Below are 14,009 nucleotides of genomic sequence, written 5' to 3'. Positions count from 1 at the left end.
GCCCGCCCGTCAATGCCTCTGTATCTCTCCGCCATCCAAGACCAACAAGCCCCGTCCAGCGACCCAGCAACCGCCTCAGCAGCGCCGGTGAAGGGGCTTTTACGGATAACCCCTGACCCCCGCAACCCCTTTTTTCCGCGATGGGCGGATTTTTTTCGATTTTCTGATTTTTGGCTGTTTTTCAGTGACTTAGAGAAATCTAATTTCCCGCAGGCACCGAGTTGCGAAAGAAAGATGCCCGCCCAGTCAAGGCCGCGCCACAACATGTTGAGTTATCCACCGGGTTATCCCCAATCACGCGCGAGTCAGCGGCCGGAAGAGCGCGATTCAGGCCCGGGAATCGCGACTCGGGCGGCCCACCATGCGCCCCCGATTCCGGGGAACGGTGCGCAATCCCAGCAAAACCAGGATCGCCAGCAGATAGACAAGCGGTTCGACCTGCCATCCCTTGCGCAGCCAGACGAAATGCACCGCGGCCAGCACCGCCACCGCATAGGTCAGCCTGTGCAGCTGCCGCCATCGCGGCCCGAGGCGGCGCAGCGAAAGGTTGTTCGATGTCGCCGCCAGCGGCAGCATCAGCAGCAACGCCGTCATTCCGATGGTGATATAGGGGCGTTTCACGATATCGGCCCAGACCCGATCGAATGCCTGAACATCCAGCACCGCCCAGACCAGCAGGTGCAGGACGACATAGCAAAAGGCGAGCAGCCCGAGGGCCCGCCGGAATTTCAAAAGGGACACACCCGCGTATCGCCGCAGCGGCGTGATGCACAGCCCGGCGATCAGAAGCTGCAGCGCGATCAGGCCGTATTCATGTTCCAGCGCCTTGACCGGATCGACCCCCAAGCCCCCCGTTACCGCAAGAAAGAAGAGCCAGGGCGCAGGTGCCGCAAGAGCCAGATAGACCACCCATGTTGGCAGCCGCCGCGCCCATGAATTGACCAGCTCGCGCATGTCCATCAGAAAAGCTTGCGCAGATCCATGCCGTCATAAAGATCCGCGACCTCGCCGGCATAGCCGTTGAACATCTGCGTCGGAAGCCGCTCGGCGAATAACCCGCCGCCGATGCGCCGCTCGCTCGCCTGGCTCCAGCGGGGATGGTCGACCTCGGGGTTCACGTTGGAATAGAACCCGTATTCGCGCGCATTCGCCTTGTTCCAGCTTGTCGGCGGTTCGCTGTCGGTCAGCGTGATGCGCACCACCGACTTGATCGACTTGAACCCGTATTTCCACGGCACCACCAGCCGCAGCGGCGCACCGTTCTGTTTCGGGATATCCCGGCCATAAATACCGGTGGCCATGATGGTCAGCGGATGCAGCGCCTCGTCCAGCCGCAGCCCCTCGACATAGGGCCATTCCAGAACGGGGAACCGCGTGCCGCGCATCTCCTGCCGGTTCAGGTAGGTTTCGAAGGCCACGTATTTCGCGCCCGACTGCACCCCGGCCAGGTCCAGCAGGTCGGACAGCTCAAACCCGTTCCACGGGATCACCATCGACCACGCCTCGACACAGCGGAACCGATAGATCCGTTCCTCGACCGCCATCTTTGCCATGATGTCGTCAAAGGCATAATCGCCCGGCCGGTCGACCAGGCCGTCGATACGCACGCTCCAAGGGTCGATCGTCATCGCATCGGCGTATTTCACCGGATCGCCCTTGGCGGTGCCGAATTCGTAGAAATTGTTGTAGCGGGTGATCTCTTCCCAGCTGTTCGGCTCATCCGTTTCGGCGCGCGCTGCTCCGGCCATGCCGGCCAGCCCGACGCCCGCCAGTCCGCCCATGATCTGCCGTCGGTTCAGCCACAGCGCCTCGTCAGTCACATCGCGATCACTCAGGTCGTTCTTCCAGCGAAAGGCCATCACGTCTATCCTCGTTACCGTCCTTCTCCGAATGCAGGTGTAAGCGCGGAATCGCCCGGACGCAAAACAAGCGATCTCACGAAACGGTGGCGGGCTGAAACAATCGCGCCGCTCATCCCGGCGGCGCGTTGAAGCTGGGCCTGATCTTGTTCAGCGGAACCGAGGTGCCGTCCGCCTGCACGATGCGCACATGCCGCCGCCGCATCAGGCGCGGCTCGGCCACGCCGACGGAATGGGCGATGGTCTCGACCTCGCTGATCACCGCGCGCGCGTATCTGGCCACCTTCCGGTACTTGTCCTCCGGCACAAGGCCGCGCTGCAGATAGGGGTCATGCGTGGTGATCCCCGTGGGGCAGGTGTTGCGGTTGCATTTCAGCGCCTGGATACAGCCGAGCGAGAACATGAAGCCGCGCGCCGATGTCACGAAATCCGCCCCCGCGCACAGCGCCATCGCCACGTCGCCGGGATTGACCAGCTTGCCGCTGGCGATGATGCGGATACGGTCCTTCAGCCCGTGCCGGTCGCGCAGGTCCACCATGCGCATCAGCGCCTCGCGCAGCGGCATACCGACCAGGTCCATCAACGGCATGGGCGCCGCGCCCGTGCCGCCTTCGCCTCCGTCTATCGTGATGAAATCCGGCGCACTGTCCGCCCCCCGCGCGTTGATCAGCTGGAAAAACGCCTCCCACGCGTCGGACGAGCCGATCACCGTCTTGAACCCGCAGGGTTTGCCGGTGACCTTGCGGATATGCCCCACCATGTCCAGCAGATCGCCGAAATCGTCGATCTCTCGGTGGCGGTTGGGCGAAACGCTGTCGCGGCCCACGGGGATGCCGCGAATCCCGGCAATCTCCTCGTTGACCTTCTCGCCCGGCAGGATACCGCCCTTGCCCGGCTTTGCCCCCTGCGCCAGCTTCAGCTCGAACATCCTGACCTGCGGATTTTCCGACACCCTGAGCAGCCGTTCGTCGCTCAGGTTGCCATGCTCGTCCCGCACGCCGTACTTGGCGGTGCCGATCTGATAGACGATGTCGCAGGCCCCGGTCAGGTGATACCGGCTCAACCCGCCCTCGCCGGTGTTCAGCCAGATACCCGCCTCGGCGGCGCCACGGCTCAGCGCCTCGACCGCCGGGCGCGAAATCGCGCCATAGCTCATGCCCGAGATGTTGAAGATCGACTTGGCATTATAGGGAATGGCCGCCGTGGGCCCGATCACCATCGGCTGTGTCGTGGCGAACTGATCGTCCAGCGGCGGAAAGACCGCGTTGACGAAAATCGATGTGCCCGGCACCCCGAGGTTCCGGGTCGAGCCGAAGGCGATGGTATTCCCGTGCCCCTTGGTCGAATCGTAAACCCAGTCGCGCTGCGCCCGGTTGAACGGCATCTCCTCGCGGTCCATCGCAAAGAAATACTGCCGAAAGAACTCGCCCAGCGACGTGAACAGGTGCCGGAACCGCCCGATCACCGGATAGTTGCGCCGGATCGCATCGCCCGTCTGCGTCCGGTCGATCAGAAACAGCACCAGAACGGCCAGAACCGCCGCACCCAGCGCCAGAATGAACAGAAGCGCCAGTATCAACAGCGCGTCCAGCACGAATTCCATATTCACCCCCGGTTGATTTGGGTCAAAGTGACACCCAGACTGAACCCTATGATGTGACGTTACACATTGCATGACGCGGCTGGAACCGCCGCCTGTGTCTGGAGGAGACGAATGAAACGATTTTTCCTGGCAACGGCTCTTTGCGCCTGCGCAAGCCTGGCCACCGCAGAAGAACCGGTGATCTACACCACCGACGAAAGCTTTGACGACGTTGTTTTCGGCCTCGAAAACGCCATCCTGGACGAGGGCCTCGTGATCGACAGCGTGTCCCACACCGGCGACATGCTGGAACGCACCAAGGCCGATGTCGGGGGCGAAGTCACGATTTTCACCAAGGCGGATATCTACTCGTTCTGTTCGGCCGCTCTCAGCCGCAAGGTGATGGAGATCGACCCGATGAACGTGCAGTTCTGTCCCTACGACATCTTCGTGGCACAGCAGCCCGGCGGGCAGGTGATGATCGGCTACCGCCCCTTCCCTGCGGGGGAAATGCAGGAGGTGCAGCTTCTGCTCGATGGCATCGCCCGCGCAGCCATCGGCATGGAATAAACCCCGGGCCCAAGCTGTCGCCAGACAGATGAGGCATGTAACAGGTCACGCGGCACAGCGCCAATCTCAGGTGGCCTGAAGGGGTATTTTTGTTTTTAGCCCCGAATCGCATATCATTTCCGGCATAACTTCGAAGACACGTTGATTTGAGAGGAAGCGCCTCGACGTTTTTTTGCAGGCATGGCTTTGAAACAGCATGGCCTTTCCGGCCACCTGGACCCCTTGGACTGGTTCGCCACCGCGGCCCGGGCCCCGGACAAGAGTGCGGCCTGGGACAGGCTGCAACGGATTTTCAGCCAATTGGGCGTGGATTCCGCCGGGGTCGTCCACGGGATGCCGCTCAGGCTCGGCGCCTTTCCCCGCAACGACGAGATGATGGGTTGTCTCGTCACGCAGGAATGGCACAACTACTACCAGACGCGAACGGACCTGATCGCCGACGATATTCTGGCCCGCCACCTGTTTACCTCGCGCAAACCGAAATATGTCGACCTCACGGATGCCTCGACCCTGCCCTACAAGCCGGTCAGGAAAGAAGAGCGTGACATGATCCGCCTCGTCGCCGATCATGGGATGCGGCAATCCTTTGCCGTGTCCTTCGCCGACGGACGGACGGGCCGCATTTCGATTCTCATGATCAACAAATTGGCGGGCAGACCCGGCAACCTCAAAGAGCTTGTTGAAAATCACCTCGGCGCACTTCATCGCGCAGCGCAGTTCTTCCTTGAAGGGCTGGAGGTCCGCGGCATGGCCGACAGCGATCCGCCGGGTCGTCTGGGCAATCGCGAACGTGACTGCCTGCAATGGGCCGCCACCGGCCGGACGACCCAGGAAATCGCCGATATCACGGGACTGTGCGACGACACGGTCAACGAATATTTCGCCTCGGCCAAGCGCAAACTCGGCGCATCGAACCGCACCCAGGCCGTCGTGCGCGCGATCACGCTTGGGCTGATCGTGCCATAGGCGGCCAAACTCCGAAACCTGTCAAACCCCTAATATTGGGGGATCGCGCTTTCGATCCCGCCTGCCTCAGACTGTCGGCGGCCCGTAAAGGCCGCCGACGACATGGCAAGGCTTGGAAAGGAAGGTGCATGTTCCTGTCTCGATCCCTGACCCCCGAACGCGCCCGCGAACTGCTGGCAAAGCAACGCCAGATGGTATCCCTGCTGGACAAGGAAATTCTGGCCCGGTCGGATGAAATCGCCTTTGAACGTGAAAACTGGGTAGACGCCTTTATCGACTACGGTCACGCGGTCAGCTTCGACAACCGGCAAACGATGGCCTATCGCGGAATCGCCACGCGGGACGGCACACTGTTCTGGCTGGTGCGCCGGCAGGACAAAAAACACGGCTATCACGCAGCGGCCACCGATCCGCTGGAAGCAGTGGAAGAGGCCCAGACAGCATGGGCACGGCGCAAGGCCGTGCGACAGGATTGGGACCGGGTGGAACAGATGGCGAATGCCCTGATCCTCGGGCGTCTGCGGTTCCGTGTCACGATAGACGATGCACTTGCATCACCCCTCTGCACGCTGGGTATCGAGTGTTTCCTGGACAGACACCGTCTGCGCAATACCCGCAACGTATCAGGCCGTTTCGCCGCGCTTCTGATGAAAATCGAGCCGCAGGTCGGTTTCGTCATCCATCAGGCCCATCTGCGAACGCAACAGGACTCCGCCACAGACAACACTTCGGAAAGAGACTGATAACCGACCGGGTCGCGGGGCCACGAACGCAAAAGGCCCGCCCGGTTTCCCGGGCGGGCCTTCTTGTTTCTCGCGCGGGGCCTCAGTGCACCACGGCATCGTCCGGCTTGGGCTTGTTCGTGGTGCCCACGCGATCCCCGATGATCAGCCCTTCGGCCCCGGCAGAAACCGGCACCACGCTGTCATCGGCCACTTCGCCCGACAGGATCGCCTCGGCCAGCGGGTCCTGCAGCGCCTTCTGGATCACCCGCTTCAGCGGCCGCGCGCCATAGACCGGGTCATAGCCTTCGTCGGCCAGCCAGGTCTTGGCGGCATCGTCCAGTTCCAGCTTGATCTTGCGGGCCGCCAGCCGCTTCATCAGGCGGGCAAGCTGGATATCGACGATCCCGTCCATCTGGTCACGGGTCAGCCGGTCGAACACCACGATCTCGTCCAGACGGTTCAGGAACTCGGGGCGGAAATGCGCCCGCACCGCATCCATCACGTCCCGCCGCGCGTCCGAGGCATCGGACCCTTCCGGCAACTGGCTCAGCGCCTGCGACCCGAGGTTCGAGGTCAGCACGATCAGCGTCTGCTTGAAATCCACCGTGCGGCCCTGCCCGTCGGTCAGAACACCGTCGTCCAGAACCTGCAGCAGCACGTTGAACACCTCGGGGTGGGCCTTTTCCACCTCGTCGAACAGCACCACCTGATAGGGGCGCCGGCGCACGGCCTCGGTCAGCACACCGCCCTCGTCATACCCGACATAGCCCGGAGGCGCACCAATCAGCCGCGCGACCGAATGCTTCTCCATGAATTCGCTCATGTCGATGCGCACCATCGCCTGATCGTCGTCGAACAGGTAGTTGGCCACCGCCTTGGTCAGCTCGGTCTTGCCCACGCCGGTCGGCCCGAGAAACAGGAACGACCCCAGCGGCCGGTTCTCGTCGTTCAGCCCGGCACGCGCACGGCGCACCGCGTTCGAAACGGCCTTCACGGCGGCATCCTGCCCGATCACGCGACGGTGGAGTTCGTCTTCCATCCGCAGCAGCTTTTCGCGCTCGCCTTCCAGCATCTTCGAGGTCGGGATACCCGTCCAGCGTTCGACCACCTGGGCGATCTGTTCGGGGCGCACGGCCTCTTCGACCATCACGCCCTCATCCTCGGCCTGTTCGGCCTCGGAAAGCTGCTTTTCCAGCTGCGGGATGATGCCATAGGACAGCTCGCCAGCCTTGGCCAGGTTGCCCTCGCGCTTGGCGATGTCCAGTTCCGCGCGGGCGCGATCAAGCTGTTCCTTCAGGTCGCGGGCGGATGCCAGCTTGTCCCGTTCGGCCTGCCACTTGGCGGTCATCTCGGCGGATTTGTCCTGCAGGTCGGCCAGTTCCTTTTCCAGCTTTTCCAGCCGGTCCTTGGACGCCTTGTCATCCTCCAGCCGCAGCGCCTCGGCCTCGATCTGCATCTGCAGGATCTGGCGGTCCAGCGCGTCCAGTTCCTCGGGCTTGCTGTCCACTTCCATCCGCAACCGGCTGGCCGCCTCGTCCACAAGGTCGATCGCCTTGTCCGGCAGGAAACGGTCGGTGATATAGCGGTGCGACAGCGTCGCCGCCGACACCAGCGCCGAGTCCGAGATGCGCACGCCGTGGTGCAGCTCGTACTTCTCCTTGATGCCCCGCAGGATCGAAATCGTGTCCTCGACGGTCGGCTCCTCCACCATCACCGGCTGGAACCGGCGGGCAAGGGCGGCGTCCTTCTCAACGTATTTGCGGTATTCGTCCAGCGTGGTGGCGCCAACGCAATGCAGCTCACCCCGCGCCAGCGCGGGCTTGATCAGGTTGGCGGCATCCATCGCGCCATCGGTCTTGCCCGCGCCGACCAGCACGTGCATCTCGTCGATGAACAGGATGATTTCGCCGGCCGCGGCCTCGATCTCCTTCAGGATCGCCTTCAGGCGCTCCTCGAACTCGCCGCGATATTTCGCACCGGCGATCAGCGCGCCCATGTCCAGCGCCATCAGCCGCTTGTTGCGCAGGCTTTCCGGCACGTCGCCATCGACGATGCGCAGGGCCAGGCCCTCGGCAATCGCCGTCTTGCCCACGCCCGGCTCACCGATCAGGACCGGGTTGTTCTTGGTCCGGCGGCTCAGCACCTGCATGGCGCGGCGGATCTCGTCGTCGCGGCCGATGATCGGGTCGATCTTGCCTTCGCGCGCCGCTTCGGTCAGGTCGCGCGCGTATTTCTTCAGCGCGTCATATCCCTCTTCGGCGCTCGCCGTGTCGGCAGTGCGGCCCTTGCGGATATCGTTGATCGCCTCATTCAGCTTTTGCGGCGTCACCGCGCCGGCATCCAGCGCATCCTTGGCGCCGGATTTGACCATCGCCAGCGCCATCAGCAACCGCTCGACCGGAACGAAACTGTCGCCCGCTTTCTTTGCGATTTTCTCGGCCTCGTCGATGATGCGGGCCATGCTGTTGTCCAGATAGACCTGCCCGGCATCGCCGGTGACCTTGGGCAGCTTGCCCATTGCCGCATCCAGCGCGTCGACCACGCGTTCTGGCGCACCGCCCGCGCGTTTGATCAGGTTGCTGGCCAATCCTTCGGGATCATCCATCAGCGCCTTCAACAGGTGCTCGGGCACAAGGCGCTGGTGATTTTCACGCATTGCGATGGTCTGCGCGGCCTGGATGAAACCACGCGACCGTTCCGTGAACTTCGACAAGTCCATCGTCACTCTCCTTTTCAAAGCGCCCGCTTCGTCCGGCGCCCGCTTTGCGGCACGCCCCTGTCCGGGCCTCCTCACCTATGTGTGAACAGCCCCGCCCCTGTTCAAGAGGCGATACCGCGACGCAAACGGATAGGCGCCCGGATGGTCCCGCATTTTCCACAATGGGACCACAATCGAACCGTAGCTTTTGACATGTAAAAGGAGGCAGTCATGCATATCCAAGATATCGAGTATTCCGACATTCGCGTCGAAGACAACATGTGCGCGGCCGAGGTGATCCTTTCGACCAACAGGGGCACGACCCATTGCGCCTGCTCCGTGCCCATCTCGTCCTACAACGACCTGGAAGGCCTGCGCATGGCACTGCTGCAGGATGCCATACGGCAGATCATGCGGATGCCTGAATACCGCCGTGGCATCCGGCGGATCACGCTCGAGGCCGACCTGCACGAGATTCCGCTGGCCGCTTGACGCGGGCACGCTTTACCCCAAAAAGGGCGGAAACCCGATCCAAGGAGCCGCCCATGCCTGATGACCGCCTGATCGTCGCCCTCGATGTCGCCAATGCGCATCTGGGGCTGGAACTGGCCGAAAAGATCGGCGATGCGGTCAGCTTCTACAAAATCGGCCTCGGGATGCTGACCGGCGGCGGGCTGGCCCTTGCCAACGAGCTCAAGCAAGAGCACGGCAAGCGCATCTTCCTCGACATGAAACTCTTTGACATCGGCGCGACGGTGGAAAACGCGGTGCGCGGGCTGGCGCAGTTCGATCTCGATTTCCTGACCGTCCACGGCGATCCCCATGTCGTGCGCGCGGCCAAGGAAGGCGCGGCCGGCAAGGACATGAAAATCCTCGCCGTGACGATCCTGACCTCGCTCGACCGCAGCGATCTGGATGCCAGCCTGATCAAACCCGGAAACGTGGCCGACCTGGTGGCCGAGCGCGCCGCCCGCGCGTTCGAGGCCGGCGCCGACGGCGTGATCGCGAGCCCGCAGGAATCCGCCATGATCCGCGCCCTGCACCAGTCCGAGGGGCGCCTGATCGTCACCCCCGGCGTCCGTCCCGCAGGCGCCGACCTGGGCGACCAGAAACGCGTCACGACACCGGCACAGGCGATCGCCAACGGCTCCGACCATATCGTCGTCGGCCGCCCCGTCTGGACGGCCCCCGACCCCCGCGCCGCGGCGCAGGCCATCGTCGACGAACTCGCCGGTCTCTAGAACTGACCGGCGCGCTCTGCCGTCATCAGGTAAAGCCGCAGCCGCTCCTTGAAATGGGGGATGCCCAGCGGGTGCGCCAGATACTCGCCTGGCGTCATCAACGCCCAGCCCTGCCCCTCGTCCCCCAGCCGGATATCGCTGGCCGATGCCACGGGCAGACGGGCCACGAACAGCCAGCCAACCGCGCGGTCCGGGCGCAAAAACGCGCGGTTCCAGACCAGCGCCGCACGCGGCACGCGCAGCCCCAGCTCCTCATGCGTCTCGCGCAACACGCACTCTGTCGCGCTCTCATCCCCCTCGCGCCCTCCGCCGGGAAAGTCCCAATGGTCAGCCCAGTCCAGCCCCGGCCGGTCGTCCCGCCGGATCACCGCCAGCCGGTCGCCAAGGAAAAGCGCCAGCTTGGCGCCGATGAAATCGCTGTCGTCCTGCATCGCCCGAACCTATATACTTACCCCCAAGCGAACCAGCACAAAGCCGATGCCAGCCCTTTGCCGCAATTGCCTGACCTCCTTTGACGACGGGGCCCGCTGCCCCGCCTGCCGGTCGCCGCGCGTCACGCGCCACCCCGAGCTGTTCGATCTCGGGATTGCGCATATGGATTGCGACGCGTTCTATGCCAGCGTGGAAAAACGCGATAATCCCGACCTTGCCGACAAGCCCGTCATCATCGGCGGCGGGCGGCGCGGCGTGGTGTCGACCGCCTGCTATGTCGCGCGCATCCGCGGCGTGCGCTCGGCCATGCCGATGTTCCAGGCGCTCAGGCTTTGCCCCGACGCCGTGGTCATCAAACCGCGCATGTCCCTTTATGCCGATGTCAGCCGCCAGATCCGCGCCATGATGGAGGAACTTACCCCCTCGATCGAACCCCTGTCGCTGGATGAGGCATTCCTCGACCTGACCGGCACCGCAAGGCTGCACGGCCATCCGCCCGCGGTGATGCTGGCGCGGCTGGTGAAGCGGATGCAGTCCGAGCTTGGCATCACCGGCTCGATCGGGCTGAGCCATAACAAGTTTCTGGCCAAGGTCGCCTCGGACCTCGACAAACCGCATGGCTTTTCGGTGATCGGCCGGGTCGAAACGTCGGATTTCCTGCGCGACAAACCCGTGCGCATGATCTGGGGCGTGGGTCAGGCGGCGCAGGCATCGCTGGAACAGGCCGGTATCCGCAGCTTTCGCGACCTCCTGCGATGGGAACAGCGCGACCTGATTGCGCGCTTCGGGTCGATGGGCGACCGGCTGTGGCACCTTGCGCGCGGGCAGGACAACCGCCGCGTCAGCCGCGATGCGCCGATCAAGTCGATCTCGAACGAAACCACCTTTTCCGAGGACACCGCCGATCCCGACCTGCTGGACGGGCATATCTGGCGCATGGCCGAAAAGGTCGCCGACCGCGCCAAGGCAAGGGCCAGGGCGGGGCGCGTGGTGACGCTGAAGCTGAAACGCGCCGATCACAAGCTGCTGACGCGGCGGACATCCCTGCGCGACGCGACGCAGATGGCCGACACGATCTATCGCACCGCGCGGGCGCTGTTCGACCAGACCGACCACAAGACACCCTATCGGCTGCTGGGCGTGGGGCTGTCGGACCTGTGCGGGGAAGAGGCGGCGGACCTGTCGGGCGACCTTCTGGACCCGCAGGCACGCGCCCGCGCAAAGGCGGAACGCGCCACCGACGAGATCCGCAAGCGATTCGGCGACGAGGCGATCCTCAAAGGTCGCGCGTTGCGCTGATCACTCGGCGGCCAGCGGCTGCTCGGATGCGCGGCCGATCTCGGAAATCTCGGAAATCACGCGGCCCAGAACGCGCTGCATCTCGGCGAAATTGCTGTTCGGGCGGATCATCTGCTCGTTCATGTAAAGCGAACGGTCGATTTCGATCTGCACCACATGCTGACCGCGCAGCGGCCGGCCGTAATGCTGCGCGGTAAAGGCCCCGGCAAAGGGCGCATTGCGCACCACGTTCAGCCCCGCCGCGGCAAAGGCCGCCTCGATCCGCTCGACCACTTCGGCGCTGGCCGAGGCGCCGAACCGGTCCCCCAGCACGACCTCGGGGCGGCGCACTCCGGCACGCGCGATACCGTCCATCGCCTCGTGCGGCATCGAATGGCAGTCGATCAGGATCGCCTCGCCGAACAGACCCACGGATTCGTTCAGAAGCCGCTGAAGCGTGGCGTGATACGGGTGCCAATAGGTGTCGATGCGCTGCTGCGCCTCGATCCGCGACAATTTCCCGCTATAGATCGCGCGCCCGCCCGCGACCACGCGCGGCACCACGCCCAGCCCCGAGGCGACGCGCGGGTTATGCAGCGGGTGGCGCACATCGGCGATCAGTGCGGGGTCAAGCTCGTCCGCGCTGCGGTTGAGGTCGATAAAGGCACGCGGGGCGCCCGCCAGCAACAGCGGTGCACCGTGCTGCGGCGCGGTGGCGAACAGCTTGTCGACAAAGGCATCCTCGGAACTGCGGATCGCGTGTTCGTCCAGAATCGTGCGCCGCATGAACGTGCGTGAATAATCGCGGCCGCTATGGGGCGAGGCAAAGACGACGCTTGTCGTGCGTTGTCCTGGGTTGATCAGGTGGTAGGCGACCTTGGGCATCTGTGCGGATCCGGGCTGCTCGTTCGCCGCCAGCATAGACCGATTGCAATGGATGCCAAAAGCCCTTGATCCCCCTGCCGACTCCTTTTATAGGAACGCGAACCGGCGCGGGCTTCCGCGCCCCTATTCGTTAGGGGCGATGAAAGTGCCGGTACTACGGGCGGTTAGCTCAGCGGTAGAGCACTACGTTGACATCGTAGGGGTCACTGGTTCGATCCCAGTACCGCCCACCATGAATTCACTGTCCCCATAAGGGGACGACCTGCAATGGCGCACGCCCGCGCCGCGACGAAAGGAGAGGACCATGAAGGTCAAGAACTCGCTCCGCTCGCTCAAGCAGCGTCATCGCGACTGCCGTGTCGTGCGCCGCAAGGGCCGCGTCTACGTCATCAACAAGACGCAGCGCCGGTTCAAGGCCCGCCAGGGCTGAACGAACCGCCGTTCGAGCAATCGAAAAGACCGTCGCCCATACCAGGCGACGGTCTTTTTGTTTATGCAGGGCACCGGATCGCAGGACCGAAGGCCGGTCACCCGTAGTCGCGGGTATCCTCGATCACCTTGCCGTCGTTCGGCAGGCTGCCGGGCGCCACGATCTCGACCTTGCCCTTCAGCTTCAGCACCTCGGCCACGGTCTTGCCGAACGCCTCTTCCGAGCCGCCGGTGGCCTCGATCCGAACGGTCATGACATCCATTTCGCCATCACGCCCCGCGACGACGCGGGCGCGGGCGATCTCATCGTGCTTGGCCACAAGTTGCGCCACCTGCTCGGGACGGACGAACATGCCCTTGATCTTGGTGGTCTGGTCGGCACGGCCCATCCACCCCCTGATACGCATGTTGGTGCGGCCGCAGGGCGACGTGCCCTCCATCACCGCCGAAAGATCGCCGGTGGCGAAGCGGATCAGCGGATAGTCGGGGTTCAGCGAGGTTACCACGACCTCGCCCACCTGCCCCGGCGCGACGGGATCGCCGGTGCCGGGGGTGACGATCTCGACGATCACGCCCTCATCCACGATCATCCCCTCCATCGCGGCGGATTCGTAGGCGATGTTGCCCAGATCGGCGGTGGCATAGGATTGCAGGCAGGTGATGCCGCGATCGGCGTATTCCTGGCGCAGGCTGGGGAACAGCGCCCCGCCGCCCACCGCCGCCTTGGTGATCGCCAGCGTCACGCCCATCTCGTCGGCCTTGTCCAGGATCACCTTCAGGTAATCGGGCGTCCCGGCATAGGCCGTGGTGCCGATATCGCGCGCGGCGGTCACCTGAAGCTCGGTCTGGCCGGTGCCCGCCGGTAGCACCGCCGCCCCCACAGCGCGCGCCCCGGATTCAAAGATCATGCCGGCGGGCGTCAGGTGGTAGCCGAAACAGTTCTGCACGATGTCGCCGCGCCCGATGCCGCAGGCGTTCAGGAACCGCCCCATACGCCACCAGTCATGGTCCACCCCGCCCGGTTCATAGATCGGGCCGGGCGATTGAAAGACATGGGCAAAGCCGCTGGCGGGCCGCGTCGTCAGCCCGCCGAACGGGTTGCCCGCGCCCTGCACCGCGCCCAGGTCGGATTTGCGCAGCACCGGCAGGCGTGCCAGATCGGCGGCCCCGGCAATCGCGGCCGGGTCCACATCGTCCAACCGCCCGCGATAGCCCGGCAGGCCCCGCGCGCGCGCCACCTGTTCGGACAGCGCCCCGGCCTGCGCGGCCGCGCGTTCATCGGCGCTTCGGGTTTCCAATTCGTCGAAATATCCGCTCATCTGCATATCCTCTCAGCGCCCCGGC

At 64.3% G+C, this 14,009-nt stretch carries 15 protein-coding genes and 1 tRNA gene; 8 read left to right on the top strand and 8 right to left on the bottom strand.

All coding sequences use genetic code 11. The features are described 5' to 3' along the window. From F3H87_RS21990 to F3H87_RS16170, 4 genes are all read right to left on the bottom strand, one after another. Nucleotides 1-266: hypothetical protein (locus tag F3H87_RS21990; RefSeq protein WP_223228088.1), on the bottom strand; the 266-nt coding region annotated here is incomplete at its 3' end. Between the two features lie 61 nt (nt 267-327). After that, nucleotides 328-960 carry a protein-methionine-sulfoxide reductase heme-binding subunit MsrQ gene (gene msrQ, locus F3H87_RS16180; RefSeq protein ID WP_394852152.1) on the bottom strand — a complete coding sequence of 211 codons (633 nt, stop codon included), beginning with the start codon at nt 958-960 and terminating at the stop codon, nt 328-330. After that, entirely contained in the window at nt 960-1,859 is a 900-nt protein-coding gene (gene msrP / locus F3H87_RS16175) for a protein-methionine-sulfoxide reductase catalytic subunit MsrP (protein WP_149787146.1), read from the bottom strand. The genes msrQ and msrP overlap by 1 nt, the downstream gene beginning before the upstream one ends. 112 nt (nt 1,860-1,971) lie before the next feature. Further along, the gene (locus F3H87_RS16170) at nt 1,972-3,462 is read right to left on the bottom strand and encodes an FMN-binding glutamate synthase family protein (RefSeq protein ID WP_149787147.1); all 1,491 of its coding nucleotides are present in this window, start codon (nt 3,460-3,462) and stop codon (nt 1,972-1,974) included. Between the two features lie 111 nt (nt 3,463-3,573). Between F3H87_RS16170 and F3H87_RS16165 the strand changes: the two genes are divergently transcribed. The 3 genes from F3H87_RS16165 to F3H87_RS16155 all read left to right on the top strand — a co-directional run bounded on the left by F3H87_RS16165 (nt 3,574) and on the right by F3H87_RS16155 (nt 5,720). Further along, nucleotides 3,574-4,011 carry a DUF302 domain-containing protein gene (locus tag F3H87_RS16165; protein ID WP_149787148.1) on the top strand — a complete coding sequence of 146 codons (438 nt, stop codon included), beginning with the start codon at nt 3,574-3,576 and terminating at the stop codon, nt 4,009-4,011. A gap of 180 nt (nt 4,012-4,191) precedes the next feature. Then, nucleotides 4,192-4,977 (top strand): helix-turn-helix transcriptional regulator, encoded by a 786-nt coding sequence (locus F3H87_RS16160; RefSeq protein WP_149787149.1) that lies wholly within the window; start codon nt 4,192-4,194, stop codon nt 4,975-4,977. 128 nt (nt 4,978-5,105) lie between these two features. After that, nucleotides 5,106-5,720, top strand: coding sequence for a hypothetical protein (locus F3H87_RS16155; RefSeq protein ID WP_149787150.1), 615 nt, complete (start codon nt 5,106-5,108; stop codon nt 5,718-5,720). A gap of 82 nt (nt 5,721-5,802) precedes the next feature. Here the strand turns inward: F3H87_RS16155 and clpB are convergent, their stop codons facing one another. Continuing rightward, nucleotides 5,803-8,421 carry an ATP-dependent chaperone ClpB gene (clpB, locus tag F3H87_RS16150; protein ID WP_149787151.1) on the bottom strand — a complete coding sequence of 873 codons (2,619 nt, stop codon included), beginning with the start codon at nt 8,419-8,421 and terminating at the stop codon, nt 5,803-5,805. A gap of 210 nt (nt 8,422-8,631) precedes the next feature. On the opposite strand from clpB, the gene F3H87_RS16145 reads away from it, so the two are divergent. Further along, nucleotides 8,632-8,892, top strand: a complete 261-nt coding sequence (locus F3H87_RS16145; protein WP_149787152.1) for a hypothetical protein — start codon at nt 8,632-8,634, stop codon at nt 8,890-8,892. Between the two features lie 53 nt (nt 8,893-8,945). Beyond that, nucleotides 8,946-9,641 carry an orotidine-5'-phosphate decarboxylase gene (pyrF, locus tag F3H87_RS16140; protein WP_149787153.1) on the top strand — a complete coding sequence of 232 codons (696 nt, stop codon included), beginning with the start codon at nt 8,946-8,948 and terminating at the stop codon, nt 9,639-9,641. Here pyrF and F3H87_RS16135 read toward each other — a convergent pair. After that, nucleotides 9,638-10,072 carry an NUDIX hydrolase gene (locus F3H87_RS16135; protein WP_149787154.1) on the bottom strand — a complete coding sequence of 145 codons (435 nt, stop codon included), beginning with the start codon at nt 10,070-10,072 and terminating at the stop codon, nt 9,638-9,640. The two genes, pyrF and F3H87_RS16135, sit on opposite strands and share 4 nt — an antisense overlap. Before the next feature lie 46 nt (nt 10,073-10,118). On the opposite strand from F3H87_RS16135, the gene F3H87_RS16130 reads away from it, so the two are divergent. Then, nucleotides 10,119-11,372, top strand: a complete 1,254-nt coding sequence (locus F3H87_RS16130; protein WP_149787155.1) for a DNA polymerase IV — start codon at nt 10,119-10,121, stop codon at nt 11,370-11,372. Here the strand turns inward: F3H87_RS16130 and F3H87_RS16125 are convergent, their stop codons facing one another. Next, nucleotides 11,373-12,236 (bottom strand): N-formylglutamate amidohydrolase, encoded by an 864-nt coding sequence (locus tag F3H87_RS16125; RefSeq protein WP_149787156.1) that lies wholly within the window; start codon nt 12,234-12,236, stop codon nt 11,373-11,375. Between the two features lie 158 nt (nt 12,237-12,394). On the opposite strand from F3H87_RS16125, the gene F3H87_RS16120 reads away from it, so the two are divergent. Then, nucleotides 12,395-12,469 (top strand) — tRNA-Val (locus F3H87_RS16120). 71 nt (nt 12,470-12,540) lie between these two features. After that, nucleotides 12,541-12,666, top strand: a complete 126-nt coding sequence (gene ykgO, locus F3H87_RS16115) for a type B 50S ribosomal protein L36 (RefSeq protein ID WP_012177066.1) — start codon at nt 12,541-12,543, stop codon at nt 12,664-12,666. A gap of 97 nt (nt 12,667-12,763) precedes the next feature. On the opposite strand, the gene F3H87_RS16110 is transcribed toward ykgO, so the two are convergent. Next, nucleotides 12,764-13,984 carry a phenylacetate--CoA ligase family protein gene (locus tag F3H87_RS16110; protein ID WP_149787157.1) on the bottom strand — a complete coding sequence of 407 codons (1,221 nt, stop codon included), beginning with the start codon at nt 13,982-13,984 and terminating at the stop codon, nt 12,764-12,766. Between the last annotated feature and the right edge of the window lie 25 nt (nt 13,985-14,009).

This window comes from Lutimaribacter pacificus, assembly GCF_900142185.1.
Taxonomy (GTDB): domain Bacteria; phylum Pseudomonadota; class Alphaproteobacteria; order Rhodobacterales; family Rhodobacteraceae; genus Lutimaribacter; species Lutimaribacter pacificus.
Note: the sequence above shows the minus strand (reverse complement) of the source record. Positions and strands in the feature narration are given on the sequence as shown.